The organism is Sphaerisporangium perillae (assembly GCF_023276435.1).
Classification (GTDB): domain Bacteria; phylum Actinomycetota; class Actinomycetes; order Streptosporangiales; family Streptosporangiaceae; genus Sphaerisporangium; species Sphaerisporangium perillae.
The window spans coordinates 1-17,461 of record NZ_JALLPO010000068.1; the positions used below are offsets into that span (position 1 = coordinate 1).

Consider the following 17,461-nt stretch of genomic DNA (forward strand, 5'->3'; position numbering starts at 1 on the left):
CACGCCACGTCCGGGGCGGCCGCCGCGGCGCGGGGCACCGCCGCCGGGGCGCAAGAGCCGTCCCGCCGCCCGGCCCGGCCGGCCGCCCGCCGTCCACTCCCGCCCGCCGAGCCCGTCGTGGGACTCCAAGCCGGCGCCAGGCCAGATCTGGTGGGCCGACGTGCCCTACTCCGACGGCACCGGGTCCAAGGTGCGTCCCTGCCTCGTCCTGCGGACCCACGCGCGCGGCGCCGAAGTACTCAAGATCACCAGTCAGGACAAGTCCGGGCGCAGCGAGTACCTCCCGATCCCGACCGCCGAGTGGGACCCGCACGCGACCAAGGACAGCTGGCTGGACGTGTCCGAGACGCACTTCATCGGCGACCGCGCGTTCCGCCGGCGCGCCGCCGCGGCCTGCGACGCGCGGACCTGGCGCCTGGTCACCCGCGGGCAGGCCGCCGGCTGGGTGTACGACCGCTGAACTCCTGCCCCGGTGGGCGGCTTGACCGCATCCGCAACAAGGCTGTTACGCCCAAGGGTTGACCTTGGCCGAAGGTATGTGGATAACTGACGCGGGGGGTCCTGCAACCCGTACCTTGGAGCTGTGGATGAGCGGCGTGCCCTCGCCCGCACTGGTCGGACGCGCCTCTGAGCTGCGGACTTTGACCGATGCGATGACCCGCCCACCGGCCGTGGTGCTCGTGGAGGGGGAGGCGGGCATCGGCAAGACGCGCCTCGTCCGCGCCGCGCTCGGCCGTCTGCCGTCCGGCGACCGGGCCGTTCTTCTCGGCTACTGCCATCAGATCCGCGAGCCGTTCCCGTACGGGCCGGTGTTCGAGGCGCTGCGCGACATCACCGGCCGGCTTCCGGCGGCCGGGTCGCTCAACCCGGTCACCGGCGCCCTGCGCGGCTACCTCCCCGAGCTGGCCTGCGCGCTGCCGCCCTCGCCGCAGCCCCTGGCCGACCCCCGGGCCGAGCGCCACCGGGTGTTCCGGGCGATACACGCCCTGCTGGCCGCGGTCGGACCGGCCGTCCTGGTCATCGAGGACCTGCACTGGGCCGACGACGGCACCCGTGACCTGCTGCGCTTCCTGGCCGACCAGCCGCCCAAGGGGCTGGCCCTGGTGGCCACCTACCGCCGGGAGGACCAGGGCGCGGCGCGCTCGCCCCTCGGCCGCGCCTACCGGCACCAGCCCGACACGACCAGCGTCGTGCTGCCGCTCGCGCCGCTGGACGCGCCGGACGTGGCCAGCCTGGCGGGCGCGCTGCTGGAGCGGTCCGACCTGTCGTCGGGGTTCGTCGCGCGGCTGCACGAGCGGACGGCCGGCATCCCGTTCGTCGTGGAGGAGGTCGTCCGATCCCTGCCCGGCGCGCTGGAACCCGACGCGCTCGACCGCGTCGGGGTGCCGCTGTTGCTGCGCGAGGCGATGGCCGAGCGGATGGCGGGTCTCTCCTCGGCGGCGGTGGGCGCCGTCCACGCGGCGGCGCTGCTGCGGCTCCCGTCCGCCGAGAAGCTGATCACCATGGTCGGCGGCGGCTCCGCCGGGCTGGGGGAGGCGCTGCGGGCCGGCGTCCTGCACGAGCACTCAGGCGGGCGGTACGGCTTCCGCCACGCGCTGGCCCAGCAGGCCGTCTACGACGCGATCCCGGGCCCGGACCGGCGGTCGGGGCACGAGCGGGCGATGGCCGCGCTCGAGGCGATGGACTCCCCGCCCCTGGTGCAGCTGGCGTTCCACGCCCGGCAGGCCGGGGACACCGAGGCCTGGCTGCGCCATGGCACGGCCGCCGCCCAGCAGGCCGCCGCGCTCGGCGACACCGCCGTGGCCGTCGAGGTCATCGAGGGCATGCTCGACGACCCCGGCCTCCCGGCGCCGGAGCGGGGGCCGCTCGCGCTGATGCTCAGCCGCCTCGCCGCGACCGGCCTGTCCCACCAGCGGGTGGTGCGGCTGCTGCGCCACGTGCTGCGCGATGGCTTCCTGTCCCCCGACGCGCGCGGCGAGGCCCGGCTGAACCTCGGCGTCGTGCTGTCCAACCAGGCGGGCGACACCGCCGCCGGGCGGCCCGAGATCATGGCCGCCGTCGCCGAGCTGAGCGGCCGGCCTACCCTGGCCGCGCGCGGCTGGGCCAGCCTGGCCCTGCCGGGGTGGGGGATGGAGCCGCTGGCCAGGCACGAGGAGTGGATGGCCCGCGCCGAGGCGCTCGTCGCGAGCGCCGACAACCCCGTCCTGGCCGCCGCCGTCCAGGCGAACCGGGCCTCGTTCGAGATGACGGTCGGGTCCCCGCGCGCGTTCGCCCTCGCCGCCACGCTGCCGGCCGGCGACCCCTCCACGGCGGTCCGGCGCGAGGCCGCCCGCGCGTACTGCAACCTGCACGACTCGGCCACCAGCCTCGGCCACTACGCCGCAGCCGAGAGGTTCGGCAGGGAAGGCCGGCGGCTGGCCCTGGAGACCGGCGCGCAGTATCCGGCCTACCTCCTCGACGTCTCGACGATCCGCAGGGAGTGGCTGACCGGCCGGTGGGAGGGCCTGCGCGACCGCGCGGTCGCCCTCGGAGAGCTGGCCACCGAGACACCGCTGATCGCGGTGGACATCTGGCTGGTCCTCGGCCTGCTCGCCCTGGCGACCGGCGAGTGGGAGGAGGCCATCAAGCACTTCCACGGCGCGGGCCTGGACGTGCCCGAGGCCCGCTATCTCCCGGTGGTGGAGGCCGCCGCCGGCGGGATGATCGAGCTGCACCTCGCGCGCGGCGAGCTGGACCACGCCGTCGCCGAGGCCGAGCGGTCGGTCGCCCGGCTGCGCCGCAAGAGCGTGTGGGTGTGGGGCGCCTATCTGGTGCCCTCCGCCGTCACCGCCCTGGGCTGGGCCGGGCTGGGGAAGCGGGCCGCCGACCTGGTGGAGGAGTACGCCGCCGGCATCGCCGACCGCATCGCGCCCGCCGCCGACGCCGCCCTGGACGCCGCCCGGGGCGCGCTCGCCGCCGCCGACCGCCGGCACGCCGACGCCGCCGGCTTCTACGCGCGCGCCCGCGAGGCGTACGCCGTCCTGCCCCAGCCGTACGCGGCGGCGCGGGCCGGCGAGGGGGAGGCGCGCGCCCGGCTCGCCCTCGGGGACGCGGACGCCGCCTCGGCCTTCGCGGGGGCGGCCGAGCGGTTCGCCGAGCTGGGCGCCACCCACGACGCCGCCCGCTGCCGGCGCGTGCTGCGCGACATCGGCGTCGAGTTCCAGCTGCACCGGCCGCGCCGGAGCGGCGGGAGCGGGCTGTCCCAGCGCGAGAGGGAGGTGGCCCGGCTCGTCGCGCTCGGCCGGACCAACCGCGAGATCGCCGACGTGCTGTTCCTGTCCCGGCGCACGGTCGAGAGCCACGTCGCCACCGTGCTGCGCAAGCTCGGCGTCCGGTCCAGGACGGAGGTCACCCCGCCGGTGTGAGGCCGCGCGGCGGACGGTTCGAAAACCCGCGACCGCGCGCGGCGCGCGGTTCGAGAACGTGCGATAGCGCGCGGCGGGCACGCCGCGCGTCCGGACATGGACGCGCATGAAGGACCCCCGGGACCAGGTGCGGTCCCGGGGGCGCCGGTGAGGCGGGCTAGACGGTGATGCTCCACCAGTCCAGGGTGCCGGTGTCCTGCAGGTAGTTGTCGGTGATCTCGAGCTGCCACTGGCCGGACGCCTGCTGGCTGACCGGGACCGAGTAGGTCCGGGTGCCGTAGGACGTGCAGCTGGAGCCGCCGCTGCTGTCGATCAGGTACCACGTGCCGCTCGGCCCGCGGAGCCAGATCTCCAGGTCCTCCGCACAGGTGTGCGCGGCGGTCACGGTGACCTTGACAGGCGACACCGCGCTCCCGGTCGCGGTGGACGTGATCGAGCTGGTGATCGTCGCCCAGTCGTTGATGGCGTAGTCGGTGTCATTGCGGAACGTGCGCGAGCCCGAGGTGCCCTGCACGGTCAGCGAGTACGTCGCGGTGTGGGTGGCGGTCTGGCCGGTGCCGGTGATGGTGACGCTGTAGGTGCCGGCGGGCGTCGACGCCGTGGTGGCGATCGTCATCGTGGAGGAGCCGCCCGAGGTCACCGACGCCGGGTTGAACCCGGCCGTGGCGCCGCTGGGCAGGCCGGAGGCGGACAGGGCGACCGTCTGCGCGGTGCCCGCCGTGGTGGCGGTGGCGATCGTGGAGGTGGCCGCCTGCCCGGCGGTGACCGTCCCTGCGGCCGGGCTCGCCGAGATGGAGAAGTCCCTGGTCTGCGTGGTGCCGACCGTCAGCGTGTAGGCCGCTGTGTGCGTGCCGGAGGCCGCCGAACCGGTGACCGTGACCGTGTAGGTGCCGGCCGGCGTCGACGCGCTGGTGGTGATGGTCAGAGTGGAGGAGCCGCCAGAGGTGACCGAGGACGGGCTGAAGCTCGCGCTCGCCCCGGACGGCAGCCCGGACGCGGTGAGGCTGACCGTCTGCGCGCTACCCGAGGTGGTCTGCGTGCCGACGGTGGAGGTGGCCGACTGTCCCGGTGTCACGGTGCCCGCGGCGGGGCTCAGCGACAGCGAGAAGTCGTTGCTGGTGGCGGTGCAGCTGGCCTCGCCGGACTGCGCGGGCACGCTGACCGCGTTCCAGGCCGCCTTGGTGGCGGCGCACTCGGCGCTGCCCGCGCCGTACAGCTCCACGGCCGCCGCGAGCGACGCGGTCCTGACGTTGGCGTACTTCCACGTCGAGGTCTTGCGCTGCAGCGCGCCCATGTAGATCTTGCCGGCCTTCTGGATGCTGACGCCGGTCACCGAGGACGGGCCACCCGAGCAGATCGGGCTGCTCGGCTTGCCGCCGCCCGGCGAGGAGCCCTCGGCCAGCAGGTAGAACCAGTGGTTCAGCGGGCCGGCCGCGGCGTGCACCTCGGTGCTCGGGATCGAAGTGGACCAGCAGTTGGGGTCGCCGACCAGCGATGGGTTGTACATGTAGCGGATCGGCCCGTCGCCGACGAGGTTCACCTCCTCGCCGACCTGGTAGTCCGGCGGGTCGTTGGGGTTGTTGGCGTAGGCCTCGGTGAGCGAGCCGAAGACGTCGCCCGTGGCCTCGTTGATGCCGCCGTTCTCGTTGCCCGAGCCGGCGCCGCCGGGCGTGGTCTGGAAGATGGCGTGGCCGAACTCGTGGGCCACCACGTCGATCGGCGTGGCCTGGCGGGCGTTGTCCTGCGAGTGGCCGAAGTTGGTGTAGCTGCCGTTCCAGTAGGCGTTGACGTCGGCCAGTCCGACCCGGGTCGGGAAGCCGCCGCCGCTGCCGTTGATGCCGCTGCGGCCGAGCCAGTCGCGCAGCATGTCCCATTCGCGCTGGACGCCGTAGAGGGCGTCCACGCAGGCGGTCTCGAGGTTCGTCCCCGAGCCATTGCCCCAGGCGTCGTCGGTGCCGGTGTACGCCGAGCCGTTCTGCCCGCCGCAGCGCAGGCCGCTGCGGGTGGAGTCGGTCATCGAGTACGAGCTGCCGGAGCCGCTCGTGTCGAGGGTGACCTGGCCGTAGTAGTAGCCGTTGCCGGTGCCCGCGCGGACCTCGTCGTAGGCGTCGGCGATGTCGCCGGTGCTCGCGTCGACGAAGACGTGCTGCTTGCTGGGCTTGCCGTCGGCGATGCCGGAGACCAGCGCCTCCCAGGCCAGGCGCGGCTTGGCGCCCCAGGCCAGCACCACCAGGCGCGGCGCGGCGCTGTCGTCGACCCGGGCCAGCCGGGTCTTGGCCGTCTCGGTCGCGCTTTCCGCGCTCACCGCCGGGGAGGTCTTCAGCCCTCGCGTAGTGGCGCCGGAGGCCGCCGCGGTGTCACGCACGTGGCCGCCCGCGTCGGTGATCACGACGGCGTCGCCGCCCACCACGGGCAGGCCCTTGTACGTGCGCTCGTAGGTGACGGCGTACATGCCGCCCGCGCCGGGGGTCACGGCGGTGCGCCGGTAGGCCTCGTCCGGGCTCTTGCGCAGGTCGTCCAGGCCGCTGGCGACGGCCTGGTCGGCGACGGCCGCGGCGAGCTGCGGGGGGTCGGCGGGGGAGCGGGTGTAGTTTTCGGTGCCCGGTGGAGGCTTCGCGGCCGCGGGGGTGGCGGGGGCCACCACGGCCACCATGGCCAGGCCGGCCGCCGCCGCGAGTAGAGCTCTGCGCCTCATGCGCGATTTCCTTTCTCTGCCTCCCACGCCGCGACCCGCCGTTCTCCGGGCGCGTGGCGGCGGTCGCGCCGCCGGGAGACACCCAGTGGCGGACACGGTGGGATTCGGGGGGTGATGAGAGAAATGAATTGCGAGCCCGGCGGATGGAGCGGTGGCTGCGGGGGGGTCTGCTGGCCGCCCCATCCGCCGGAGACGTCTCCCATGGCGGGAGGGGGCGGCTATGGCGGGAGGTCGGGGGAAGTCACTTGACGGCGGTCCTCCTCACGTCACGATCCCGGCCGGGCGAACCGGCCTGTGCGCGACGCTAGGTCCGCGTTCCGGTGTTGAACATCCGTAGGGACATCCGTACATGTACGGAAAAATGACTGAAAGTGCGGACGGCTGTCATATGAGACGGCTCACCCGAGCCATGCCAGTCCGCCGGGCGACGCCGGTCGCGGCCCGGGGCGCCGGGCGCCGGCGGCCGGAAGGTGTCAGAGAGAGGCCGGCCCTCGGTCGTGCGGGGCGTTCCAGTCGAGCAGCGGCCCGGCCGGCACGATGCGGGACGGATTGAGCTGGGGATGCGTCTGGTAGTAGTGCCGCTTGATGTGGTCGAAGTCGGTCGTGCCGCCGAAGGCCGGACGCTGGTAGAGGTCCCTGGCGTACGCCCAGAGGTTCGGGTGGTCCACGAGGCGTCGCAGGTTGGCCTTGAAATGGGTGACGTACACCGTGTCGAAGCGCACCAGCGTCACCCACAGCCGCACGTCCGCCTCGGTGAGCCGGTCCCCGAAGAGGTACCGGCCGGCGCCGAGGCGCTCCTCCAGCTCGGCGAGGGTCGTGAAGAGCGCCTGGACCGCCTCGTCGTAGGCCTCCTGGCCGGTGGCGAAGCCGCAGCGGTAGACCCCGTTGTTGACGGTGGCGTAGATGCGATCGTTCAGCTCGTCGATCTCCGGCCTCAGGTCCGCGGGGTACAGATCGACCGTGGTGTCGGCCCACCGCTCGAACTGCGTGCCCAGGTCGATCGTGATGTCGGGGAAGTTGTTGCTCACGATGCGCCCGGTCTCGCGGTCCCAGAGCACGGGCACCGACACGTGGCCGTCGTAGCCCGGGTCACTGGCCTCGTACGCCTCGCGGAGCAGGGTGAAGCCGTTGACGGGATCGGGTGTGTGGCCCGGCCCGTCGCGGAAGGCCCAGCCGCGGCCGTCGCGGATCGGGTCCACGACCGACAGCGAGACGACGTCCTGGAGTTTCTTCAGGGCCCGCACGATGACCGATCGGTGCGCCCACGGGCACGCCGACGACACGTAGAGGTGGTACCGGCCCGGCTCGGCGGGGTGGCCGCTGCCGCCGTCCGCGGTGATCCGGCCCCTGAAGCCGTACGGCGGCCGGGTGTAGGCGCCCTTCGCTCCGTTGGCGCTCTTGGTTCCGTAGTCTCCGTGAACGGCGAAGTCCACGGGGCTCGCGACAGCCGATGTGCTGCTCACCGATGCGATCCTTCCTGCGCGAAGCCGCGGGGCCGGTGCGTGCGGCCGTCATGGGCGCACGGGCTCCGGGCCCGGCGCGGCGCGACCTCACGTCCCAGAACTACACCATCACCCGCGCTCGCGCGGGGCGGGGACGGAGGCCGAGGAGGAGACCGCCGATCACCAGCGCCGCGCCGAGGAGATCGGCCACGCTCGGGTGGCCGGTGCCGAGGATCACACTGGAGATGATGGCGCCGATCGGCAGGAACCCCGAGAACAGGCCCGCGCGCTCCGCCCCCAGCCGGGGCAGCGCGTCGTACCAGCAGAAGAACGCGAACGCCGTCACCACCACCGCCAGGTAGGCGAGGGCCGCGGCCTCGCTCGCCGTCGAGGGCCGCAGCGCCGCCCGCCCGTCGACCGCGAGGCCGGTGGCCAGCAGGAGCGGCACCGCCGCGACCGTCGCGTACGCCGAGACCCGTACCGCGCCGAGACGCGGCAGCAGGGGGACGGCGAGCAGGGAGAACCCCACCTCGCACGCGAGCGCGCCCAGCGCCAGAAGCAGCCCGAGCGGCGAGCCGCCGCCAAGGCCCGTCGCGACGGCGGCGCCGCAGGCCACCACCGCGGCGGCGACCACGATGTGCGGGGTCGGCCGCCGCCGCTCCATGAGCGGCGCGGCCAGGGCGAGCGCGATGGGCACGGTGGCCACGACCGTCCCGACGGTCGCCGGGTCGGCGTACCGGGTCGACTCGATGATGAAGACGTTGAACGCGGCCAGCCCGACGACGGCCAGCGCCACGATCAGGGCGAGTTCCCGGCGGGTCGGCCGCAGATGGGCGAGCCCGCGTGCCCGCATGACGCCGAGCAGCAGGAGCCCGCCCGCGGCGTAGCGCAGGGCCTGCCCGCCGTAGATCGGGTAGGCGTGCAGCGCCGGGGACACCGCCGTGAGCGTGCCGACGCAGAACATCGCCGTCGCCGCGCCCGCCGCCCCGCGCGACCGATCCCGCAGGCCGTCCTCCGTCATCCGAGCACCCTCTCGCGCGTCATCGGTGCATGCCGCCCTTCCGTCGTCCGCTCATTGGACTCGTCATGCTGGCAGGAGAGCAGGCGGTCGAACAGGTCCAATAACTGCCCGCACACCAGGACCAACGACCGTGCGACGGCGTGCCGTGGAACGCGGTGGTGCCGGTGGGCGCGCCAGGACCGACGGCATGGCGGCGGCGTGCTCCGGGGGGCGTTCGATGAGCACGTTCACGAGGACTTCCGCGCCGTGGTCGTGTCGCTCCCGAAGAGCCCGGCAATCCCTCGATAAGGTGATTTGTCGCCCGCGACGGAGATCGAGTGGGCTGCCGTACCGGTCGAGTCGGCACGATCTACCCGTGTGGTCTGGTGGAATAGCGTGTTGTGAGTGGTCAGACCTACCGTCTGGTGCGGCGGGGAAGCGCGGGGCAGTCGATGCCTCCTGCTCTCGACGGGCACCAGCGGGCGGTCGTGCGCCACGAGGGCGGCCCGCTGCTCGTGCTCGCGGGCCCCGGCACCGGCAAGACCACCACGATCGTCGAGAGCGTCGTCGACCGCGTCGAGCGGCGCGGAGCCGACCCCGAGCGGGTGCTGGTGCTCACCTTCAGCCGCAAGGCGGCGGAAGAGCTGCGCGAGCGTATCACCGCCCGCATGCGCCGCACCACGCGAACGCCCCTCGCGCTCACGTTCCACAGCTACGCCTACGCGCTGTTGCGCCGTGAGGCGGTGCTGGCCGGTGACCCGCCGCCTCGCCTGCTGACCGGTCCCGAGCAGCTCCTGGAGATCCGCCGCCTGCTCCATGGCGAGCTCGAGGACGGCGCGCCGCAGTGGCCCTCCGGCATGCGCGAGGCGCTGAAGACCCGGGGGTTCGCCGAGGAGCTGCGCGACTTCCTCGCGCGCGGGGCCGAGCGCGGCCTCGACGGCGAGGACCTCGTCATCCTCGGCCGCGAGCACGGCCGTGCCGACTGGGTGGCCGCCGGACGGTTCGCCTACCGGTACGCCGACCGGTTCGACCTCGACCCGGCCCCCGCACTCGACTACGCCGAGCTCATCCGCGCCGGCGCCGGCCTGCTGAACGACCCGGAGGTGCGACGGCGCGAGCGGGCCGCGTACGACGTCGTGTTCGTCGACGAGTACCAGGACACCGACCCGGCGCAGGAGTTCCTGCTCCGGCAGCTCGCCGGGGACGGCCGCGACCTGGTCGCCGTAGGCGACCCCGACCAGTCCATCTACGGCTTCCGCGGCGCGGACGTGCGCGGCATCCTCGAGTTCCCCGACAGGTTCCGCACGGCCGAGGGCCACGAGGCGCCCGTCATCGCGCTGCGCGTCTGCCGCAGAAGCGGCCCCGACCTGCTCACCGCCTCCCGCCGCGTGGCCGCCCGCCTCCCCACCCCGCCCACCGGCGCCCGCCCTTCCGGCGGCGACGGCCGTCCGCCGGCCGGGGGAGTGCCGTCGCAGGGCCCCGCGCGTCCTCGCGGTGACGGGCACCGCGACCTGATCTCACCGGAGGACGCCGAGCCCGGGGAGGTCCGGGTGCTGCTCGCGGACAGCGAAGCCCAGGAGGCCGCCGTCGTGGCCGACGCCCTGCGCCGGGCGCATCTCCTCGAAGGGGTGCCCTGGGGACGCATGGCCGTCCTGGTGCGCTCGGCGAGCCGGCAGGTGCCGATGCTGCGCCGCGCCCTCCTCACCGCAGGGGTTCCCGTCGTGGTGGCCGGCGACGAGGTCCCTCTCGTCCAGGAGCCCGGTGTACGCCCGCTGATCACCCTGCTGCGCGTGGCGCTCCACCCGGCCGCGCTGGACGTGGCGACGGCCGAGGAACTGCTCACCGGCCCCCTGGGCGGCACGGACACGATCGGCGTGCGCCGCCTGCGCCGCGCCCTCCGGATCGCCGAGCTGGAGGCGGCGGCCGTGGACACCGGCACGCTGCCCGTGCCCCCGCGCTCGTCCGACGAACTGCTGATCGCCGCCCTGCGGGACGCCCGCGAGCTGATCCCCGTCGAGGAGCACGTCGGCTCCTGCGCCGAGCGCGTCGCCGTCCTGATCGCCGCCGTCCGCGAGGCCGTACGCCGGGGAGACACCGCCGAGGAGGCCCTGTGGGCGATCTGGCAGGCTTCCGGGCTCGGTGAGGCCTGGACCGAGGTCAGCCTCGCCGGCGGCGTCAAGGGAGCCCAGGCCGACCGCGACCTGGACGCCGTGGTCGCGCTGTTCGACTACGCCGCGCGCTTCGTCGACCGCCTGCCCCACGCCGGGCCCGAGGTCTTCCTCGACGACCTCGAGTCCCAGGAGATCCCCGGTAACTCGCTCGCCGAGCACGCGCCCGACGCCGACGCCGTGCGCATCCTGACCGCCCACCGCTCCAAGGGCCTCGAATGGGACGTGGTCGTGGTCGCGGGGGTCCAGGAAGGCGTCTGGCCCGACCTGCGCCTGCGCGGATCGCTGCTCGGCGTCGAGGAACTGGTCGAGCTGGCCGAGGGCTCCGTGCTCGACGGGGCCGACGCGGCCGGCGCCGCGCTGGCCTCCAAGCTGCTCGCCGAGGAGCGGCGGCTGTTCTACGTGGCCGCCACCCGTGCCCGCCGCAGGCTCGTCGTCACCGCCGTGGGCGGCGAGGACACAGACGAGCGGCCCTCACGCTTTCTTGCCGAGCTGCTCCCCGGGGCGGTCGAGGAGGCCGCCGTCAACGACCGGGCCCGCTGGCTCAGCATGTCCGCCCTGGTCGCCGACCTCCGCTCGGCCGTGTGCGACCCCACCAGGCCCGAGCCGATGCGCAGGGCGGCCGCCGGCCATCTCGCCCGGCTGGCCCGCGCGGGCGTCCCCGGCGCCCACCCCGGCGAGTGGTACGCGCTCACGCCCCTGTCCGACGACAGCCCGCTGAGCTGGCCGGAGAACATCGTCCGGGTCTCTCCGTCCTCTGTCGAGAACTTCACCAAGTGCGGGCTGCGCTGGTTGCTGGAGACCGCCGTCGGCGCCTCAGGCACCGACATATCCCGCAGCCTCGGCAGCGTCATCCACGCGATCGCCGTGCTCGCCGCCGCGGGGCAGGCCGGGGACACCCTGGGCAAGCGGCTCGACGAGATCTGGGACGGGCTCGACTTCGGCGGCGTATGGTTCAACCGCAAGCAGCGCCAGGTGGCCGAGCAGATGGTCGCCCGGTTCCTCACCTGGCACGAGAACAACCCCAGAGAGCTGGTGGCGGTCGAGGAGGCGTTCACCGCCGAGCTCTCCGACGGTGTGCACATCCGCGGCCGCGTCGACCGCGTGGAGCGCGACGGCGAGGGCCGGGCCGTGATCATCGACATCAAGACCGGCACCACCAAGCCGTCCGACCAGGAGCTCGACCGTCACCCGCAGCTCGGGGTCTACCAGCTCGCCACGCTCCTCGGGGCGTTCGAGCGTCACGGCATGGCCGAACCGGGCGGCGCCGCGCTCGTCCAGGTCGGCAAGGCGGCGGGCAAGGAGGCCAAGGAGCAGCGGCAGGGCACGCTCGGCGACGACGCGGAGCCCGACTGGGCGAAGTCGCTCGTCACCACCGTCGCCACCGGCATGGCCTCCGGAGTGTTCACCGCCCAGGTCAACGACGGCTGCCGCACCTGCGCCGCCAAGGCCAGCTGCCCCGTCAACGACAACGGAGGCCAGGTGTGCTGACCCCACCTGCTCGCCGGGAGCTTCGATGATGCTAGGACCGCAGCCGCCGGACCCGTCCGGGGCCGGAGGGCTGGACGACTCCCGGCCCGCGCTCATCAGCCCCGCGGAGCTGGCCGAGAAGCTCGGGATCCCCCCGCCCACCCCCGAGCAGGCCGCCGTCATCGAGGCGCCGCTGGAGCCGATGGTCGTGGTCGCCGGCGCCGGGTCGGGCAAGAGCGAGACCATGGCCGGCCGGGTCGTCTGGCTGGTCGCCAACGGGCTGGTCCACCCCGAACGCGTCCTCGGCCTCACCTTCACCCGTAAGGCCGCCGCCGAGCTGGCCGCCCGCGTGCGCAAGCGGCTCACGCGGCTCGCCGAGGTCGGGCTGGCCCCGGCCGAGCTGCTGGAGGCCGAGCCGACCGTCTCGACCTACCACGCCTACGCCGCGCGGCTGGTCACCGACCACGCGTTGCGCGAGGCGATGGAGCCGACCATGCGGCTGGTCAGCCCGGCCATCTCCTGGCAGATGGCGGCCCGCGTGGTGGGCCGGTACGACGGCCCGATGGACCGCGTCGACCTCGCCCCGCCCTCGGTCACGGCGGCGGTGCTGGAGCTCGCGGGCGAGCTGTCGGAGCACCTGCGCACGGCCGAGGACGTCCGGCAGATCGGCCACTGGCTCGACGAGCGCTACGCCCGGCTCGACGGCAGGCCGACGCTCGCGCAGCGCAGGCCGGTCCGCACGCAGGACATCCGCGAGCAGTTCCTGCCGATGGTCGAGGCCTACGACCGGGAGAAGCGAAAGCGCGAGGTCATCGACTACGGCGACCAGATGGCGCTCGCGGCGCGCATCGCCGACCGGCACCCCGAGGTCGGCATGATCGAGCGGGGCAGGTTCTCGGTCGTGCTGCTGGACGAGTACCAGGACACCAGCCACGCCCAGCTCGTCCTGCTGCGCGCGCTGTTCGGCGGCGGCCACCCGGTCACCGCGGTGGGCGACCCGTGCCAGTCGATCTACGGCTGGCGTGGCGCCTCGTCCGGCAACCTCAAGCGGTTCGTCCACGACTTCCCCACCACGGCCGGACGGCCCGCCCCCGTACGCCGGCTCTCGGTCAGCTTCCGCAACGGCGAGAGGGTCCTCGACATCGCGGCCCGGGTGCAGACCCCCCTGCGCGCGGAAGCGCGCGAGGTGCCGGTGCTCGTGCCCGGCGGCAACCGTGTCGGGCGCGGGCGGGTGGTGTGCGCGTTCCACCAGACCGCCGAGGACGAGGCCGCGTGGATCGCCGACGGCGTCGCCCGCATGCTCGGCCGGGAGACCGCCCCGGACGGCCTGCCGTGGGGTGAGGGCGAGCGTGACAAGCTTCGCGAGAAGGTCAAGGCGGGCGGCGCGTGGGGCGGCCCGATGGCCCTGCAGCCGCAGGACGTCGCGATCCTGGCGCGCAAGCGGGCGCAGTTCCCCGCGCTGCGCCGGGCGCTGGAGGCGCGGGACATCCCGGTCGAGGTGGTCGGGCTCGGCGGCCTGCTCACCGTCCCGGAGGTCGCCGACCTCGTGGCGACCCTTCGCGTGCTGTACGAGCCGACGGCCGGCGACGCGCTCATACGGCTCCTGACCGGGCCGCGCTGGCGCATCGGGCCCGCCGACCTGAAGGCGCTAGGCGACCTCGCCAGAGAACTGACCATGTCGCAGCGCGGCGGCCCCGCCGAGGACGATCCGCTGGAGCAGGTCGTCGCCGACATGCGCGAGGAGCGCGGCAGCCTGGTCGACGCCCTGGACGAACTGGCCGACCGCCCCGAGTCGCTGGAGCGCTTCTCGCCCCTGGCCCGCGCGCGGCTGCCGCGCCTCGCCCACGAATTGCGCGTCCTGCGGGCGCACGCCGGGCAGCCGCTGCCCGACCTGATCGGTGAGATCGAGCGGCGCATCGGCCTGGACGTCGAGGTGGCGGCGCGGGGAGGCGGGCCGCTGGCCGCGCGGGCCGACCTCGACGCCTTCCTCGACGCCGCCTCCCGGTTCGCCGGTGACTCCGAGGACCCGACGCTCGGCGCCTTCCTCGCCTACCTCAAGGCCGCGGAGTCGGAGGAGTTCGGCCTGGAGGCCGGACGGGTGGGGGAGACCAACAGCGTCAAGCTGATGACCGTGCACGCCTCCAAGGGCCTCGAGTGGCCCGTCGTGATCGTGCCCGGCCTCTCGCAGGTCACTACCCAGAAGGGTGGCCTGGCCAAGGGCAGCGTGTTCCCCGCGACCCCCGCGACGAACTCCCGGTGGACCGAGAATCCCCGCAAGCTGCCCTACGCTCTCAGAGGCGACCAGGCCGACCTGCCGGCGCTGGAAGGGCTGGAGAAGGACCAGCTCGCCGAGTTCGACGAGCGTTGCCGCGAGCGCGACCTCATGGAGGAGCGGCGCCTCGCCTACGTCGCCGTCACGCGGGCGCACTATTTGCTGATCGCGTCCGGGTACCGATGGGGCTCGGCCGCCAAGCCGCTCGACCCGTCGGACTTCCTGCTGGAGATCCGCGAGGCCTCCGGGCAGGTGGCGTACTGGGCCCCGGAGCTCGACGAGGGCGCCGCGAACCCCCTGCTGGCCGAGCCTGCGGCGGCCACCTGGCCGCTCACCCCCGAGGGGGAGCGCTACGAGGCCATCCAGGCGGGCGCCGAAATGGTGCTGAACGCCATCACCGGCACCTCCCTCCCATCCCCCGGCCGGCCCTCTTCCCCGGAGCCCCCGGCTTCCGTGGAGCCCGGGAAGCCCACTGTGCCTGCCGGGTCCGCCGAGTCGCCGGAATCCGCGGGCTCGCCGAGACCGCCGGCGCCGAATGGGGCCATCGCCGGGGAGCCCGTCCGGGAGACCCCGTTGAAGGACTGGGAGCGCGACCGCATGCGCGCCTGGGCGCGGGACACCGAGCTGCTACTGAAGGAGCGCGACCAGAGCAGGCGGCGCGGGGGAGCGGTCGTGGAGCTGCCCGCTCACCTGACGGTCTCCTCGCTCGTCACCCTGGCGGCCGACCCGGCGGCGCTGGCCCGGCAGATCCGCCGCCCACTGCCGCACAAGCCCGCGCCGCTCGCCCGCAGGGGCACGGCCTTCCACCGCTGGCTGGAGGGCCGCTGGGGCCAGCAGCGGCTGATCGACGACTTCGAGCTGCCCGGCGCCTCCGACGCCCTGTCCGAGGCCGACGTCCAGCTCGCCGAGCTCCAGGCCCGCTTCGAGGAGAGCCGCTGGGCCGGGCTGGAGCCGGTCGACCTCGAGGTCCCGTTCGAGACCATGATCGCTGACAGGCTGGTACGCGGCCGTATGGACGCCGTCTTCACCGACGGCGACGGTTACGTGGTGGTCGACTGGAAGACCGGGGAGCCACCACGCGGCGGCGACGCCAAGGCGGCCTCCGTACAGCTCGCCGCCTACCGTCTGGCCTGGGCGCACCTGGCCGGCGTCCCGCTGACCAAGGTCGGCGCCGCCTTCCACTACGTCCGCGCCAACCGGACCGTCCGCCCCATCGACCTCCTCGACGCCAACGGCCTGGTCCGCCTCATCGAGTCCATCCCCGTAGACAGATGACCACTTAATGCACTGACCACCGGTTTTCAGCAGGCCGCCCCACACCGGTTTTCATCCAAGCCATGCGATCACGTGGCCCGAGCCGTGCTCTGAATGAGCGGAACGACGTGTGGGGGACGACATCATGAGCGAGAACCAGCCGGATCACCCGATCTTCCCGCCTGCCCGGAAGAAGACCTCGATCGACGAGTTGATCAGAGCCAAGCATGCACGGCCCATCCGTTCCGTCGATGATCTCGCTGCCGACACGTTCGAGAGTGATGAGGAACTGGACGATTTCCTGGCTTTCACCTACGCCGAGCGTCACTCCGACATCGCCTGACCACAGCCGATGACCATGTCTGCCGTAGTCCTGGACACAGACGTCTCATCCCTGCTCCATAAGCGCCGACTACCACCGGCCCTGCTGGCGAAGTTTGGCCGGGTCGGTTCCACTGGTCACGTTCGTGACGCCGGCCGAGCTGACCAAGTGGATGGAGGTACGCGACTGGGGCACGCAGAGTCATGGCGCTCTAGCCGATTGGCTCGCCGGCGTTCCCGTCCTCCCGGAGATGAAGACGTCGCCGTCACGTGGATTGATCACGTCCTGAGGCGAGTCGGTCACCTCAGGTCCGGTGAGAGGTTGTCGTCGGTGTCACTCACTGGTGGCCGGGGTGCCGACGTGGAGCTCGTCCCTGGCCAGGAGGCTGAGGTAGGGAAGGATTTGGGAGATCTGGGCTGTGGGGAACTGGGACCCTGGAGCGTTGTGGACGGGGGTGACCAGGAAGGTGGTACCCCAGAGCTTCGTGCGAACGGTGACCTTCGCCCGTCCCTTTCCGTCCGCGCCGTAGACGATCAATTCGGTGGGGTTGTAGGCGCACTGCGGCGGGATCGTCTCGGTGCCGAGTATCAGCCGCATCCTCAGGAAGACGCGGCACCGGATGCCGTCCCGGCTCAGCCGGCGTTGCAGTATCGCGAGCGAATCGGCGTCCTCGCACGCGCGCTTCTCGGAGACGGTGTCATCGTCGCTCATCGATATCGGCCCGTTCTTCGTCGGTGAGGGGAGGCCGGCCGAGCGCATCAGACGCCCCATCTGCCGGGGGATTCCGCAGTTGTGTAGTTTTTGCGGCATGGCCGGCACCATCCTTCAGGCGAATTCCTCCTCTTGCCCTTCCCGGTCTGACTTCATCCCTTACTCTCCGTAAGGGAATATTCGCAGCAAACGTTCGATGCTTTCCGTTGGCGTTTGGTTAGCTCGTATTCGGTGGAGCTCACATGTCCCCCGGTGTGATCTGAACCCCGAGTCGTCCCGACTGCCCGTTTCGGGTACGAAGTGCGGAAACGGCGGATCGATGCGCACATCAGCCAAGAAGGGCTGGGGGAGCGCATCGGCTATACGGGCGCCATGGTCAGCATGGTTGAGATAGGCAAGCGCCTGCCGAGAGTCGATTAGATAGTCCCGCCGGCCACCGAGTGCACCGCAGGATTGCTGGGAGCATTCGTGCTCGCCCAGGTCCAAGGGCACGATATGGCCTACTGCGAGACCTCCGGCCAGGCTGTGGTGACCGCCGTGTCGGAGGACGTCCACAAACTCCAGATCCGCTATGACGCGATAAGGGCGCACGCCCTCCCGCAGGACGTATCCCATAACTTGATCAAGGAATGGATGCAGAAATGGACGATCTGAACAAACCCGGCCCGCTGAGCCGGGAGGAGGCTCCATGCCTCCGGGCGAGCCCTCAGATCGCAGTGGCGA

At 73.0% G+C, this 17,461-nt stretch carries 11 protein-coding genes; 7 read left to right on the plus strand and 4 right to left on the minus strand.

Annotation, left to right across the window (positions count from 1 at the left end):
• Positions 1-460, plus strand: a 460-nt coding sequence (locus MYF83_RS43460) for a type II toxin-antitoxin system PemK/MazF family toxin (protein WP_279340702.1), incomplete at its 5' end; no start/stop codon positions are given.
• Between the two features lie 127 nt (positions 461-587).
• On the plus strand, positions 588-3,404 hold the full coding sequence (locus MYF83_RS39630; RefSeq protein ID WP_248965962.1) for an ATP-binding protein: 2,817 nt from the start codon (positions 588-590) through the stop codon (positions 3,402-3,404).
• 157 nt (positions 3,405-3,561) lie between these two features.
• On the opposite strand, the gene MYF83_RS39635 is transcribed toward MYF83_RS39630, so the two are convergent.
• The 3 genes from MYF83_RS39635 to MYF83_RS39645 form a co-directional block, all read right to left on the minus strand.
• Positions 3,562-6,099 (minus strand): M4 family metallopeptidase, encoded by a 2,538-nt coding sequence (locus MYF83_RS39635; RefSeq protein WP_248965963.1) that lies wholly within the window; start codon positions 6,097-6,099, stop codon positions 3,562-3,564.
• A gap of 473 nt (positions 6,100-6,572) precedes the next feature.
• Complete coding sequence (locus MYF83_RS39640) at positions 6,573-7,562, minus strand: glutathione S-transferase family protein (protein WP_248965964.1); 990 nt, start codon at positions 7,560-7,562, stop codon at positions 6,573-6,575.
• 100 nt (positions 7,563-7,662) lie between these two features.
• The gene (locus MYF83_RS39645) at positions 7,663-8,562 is read right to left on the minus strand and encodes a DMT family transporter (protein ID WP_248965965.1); all 900 of its coding nucleotides are present in this window, start codon (positions 8,560-8,562) and stop codon (positions 7,663-7,665) included.
• A gap of 431 nt (positions 8,563-8,993) precedes the next feature.
• Here MYF83_RS39645 and MYF83_RS39650 point away from each other — a divergent pair, with 431 nt between their 5' ends.
• From MYF83_RS39650 to MYF83_RS39660, 3 genes are all read left to right on the plus strand, one after another.
• Positions 8,994-12,200 carry an ATP-dependent helicase gene (locus MYF83_RS39650; RefSeq protein ID WP_248965966.1) on the plus strand — a complete coding sequence of 1,069 codons (3,207 nt, stop codon included), beginning with the start codon at positions 8,994-8,996 and terminating at the stop codon, positions 12,198-12,200.
• A 28-nt stretch (positions 12,201-12,228) separates the two neighbouring features.
• Positions 12,229-15,726, plus strand: coding sequence for an ATP-dependent helicase (locus MYF83_RS39655; RefSeq protein ID WP_372500391.1), 3,498 nt, complete (start codon positions 12,229-12,231; stop codon positions 15,724-15,726).
• A 124-nt stretch (positions 15,727-15,850) separates the two neighbouring features.
• Positions 15,851-16,048: a hypothetical protein gene (locus MYF83_RS39660; RefSeq protein WP_248965968.1), complete on the plus strand. Its 198-nt coding sequence runs from the start codon at positions 15,851-15,853 to the stop codon at positions 16,046-16,048.
• A 312-nt stretch (positions 16,049-16,360) separates the two neighbouring features.
• On the opposite strand, the gene MYF83_RS39665 is transcribed toward MYF83_RS39660, so the two are convergent.
• Positions 16,361-16,738, minus strand: a complete 378-nt coding sequence (locus tag MYF83_RS39665) for a hypothetical protein (RefSeq protein ID WP_248965969.1) — start codon at positions 16,736-16,738, stop codon at positions 16,361-16,363.
• 300 nt (positions 16,739-17,038) lie between these two features.
• On the opposite strand from MYF83_RS39665, the gene MYF83_RS44690 reads away from it, so the two are divergent.
• Positions 17,039-17,158, plus strand: coding sequence for a helix-turn-helix domain-containing protein (locus MYF83_RS44690; protein WP_372500388.1), 120 nt, complete (start codon positions 17,039-17,041; stop codon positions 17,156-17,158).
• Positions 17,159-17,392 (plus strand): Scr1 family TA system antitoxin-like transcriptional regulator, encoded by a 234-nt coding sequence (locus tag MYF83_RS39670; protein WP_308201576.1) that lies wholly within the window; start codon positions 17,159-17,161, stop codon positions 17,390-17,392. It begins immediately after the preceding gene.
• Positions 17,393-17,461: the final 69 nt, after the last annotated feature.

Excerpts from the sequence above, each read along its gene's own strand:
- MYF83_RS39630 (WP_248965962.1), top strand. The coding sequence starts at position 588 with ATGAGCGGCGTGCCCTCGCCCGCACTGGTCGGACGCGCCTCTGAGCTG.
- MYF83_RS39635 (WP_248965963.1), bottom strand. The coding sequence starts at position 6,099 with ATGAGGCGCAGAGCTCTACTCGCGGCGGCGGCCGGCCTGGCCATGGTG.
- MYF83_RS39645 (WP_248965965.1), bottom strand. The coding sequence starts at position 8,562 with ATGACGGAGGACGGCCTGCGGGATCGGTCGCGCGGGGCGGCGGGCGCG.
- MYF83_RS39650 (WP_248965966.1), top strand. The coding sequence starts at position 8,994 with ATGCCTCCTGCTCTCGACGGGCACCAGCGGGCGGTCGTGCGCCACGAG.
- MYF83_RS39655 (WP_372500391.1), top strand. The coding sequence starts at position 12,229 with ATGCTAGGACCGCAGCCGCCGGACCCGTCCGGGGCCGGAGGGCTGGAC.
- MYF83_RS39660 (WP_248965968.1), top strand. The coding sequence starts at position 15,851 with ATGAGCGAGAACCAGCCGGATCACCCGATCTTCCCGCCTGCCCGGAAG.
- MYF83_RS39665 (WP_248965969.1), bottom strand. The coding sequence starts at position 16,738 with ATGAGCGACGATGACACCGTCTCCGAGAAGCGCGCGTGCGAGGACGCC.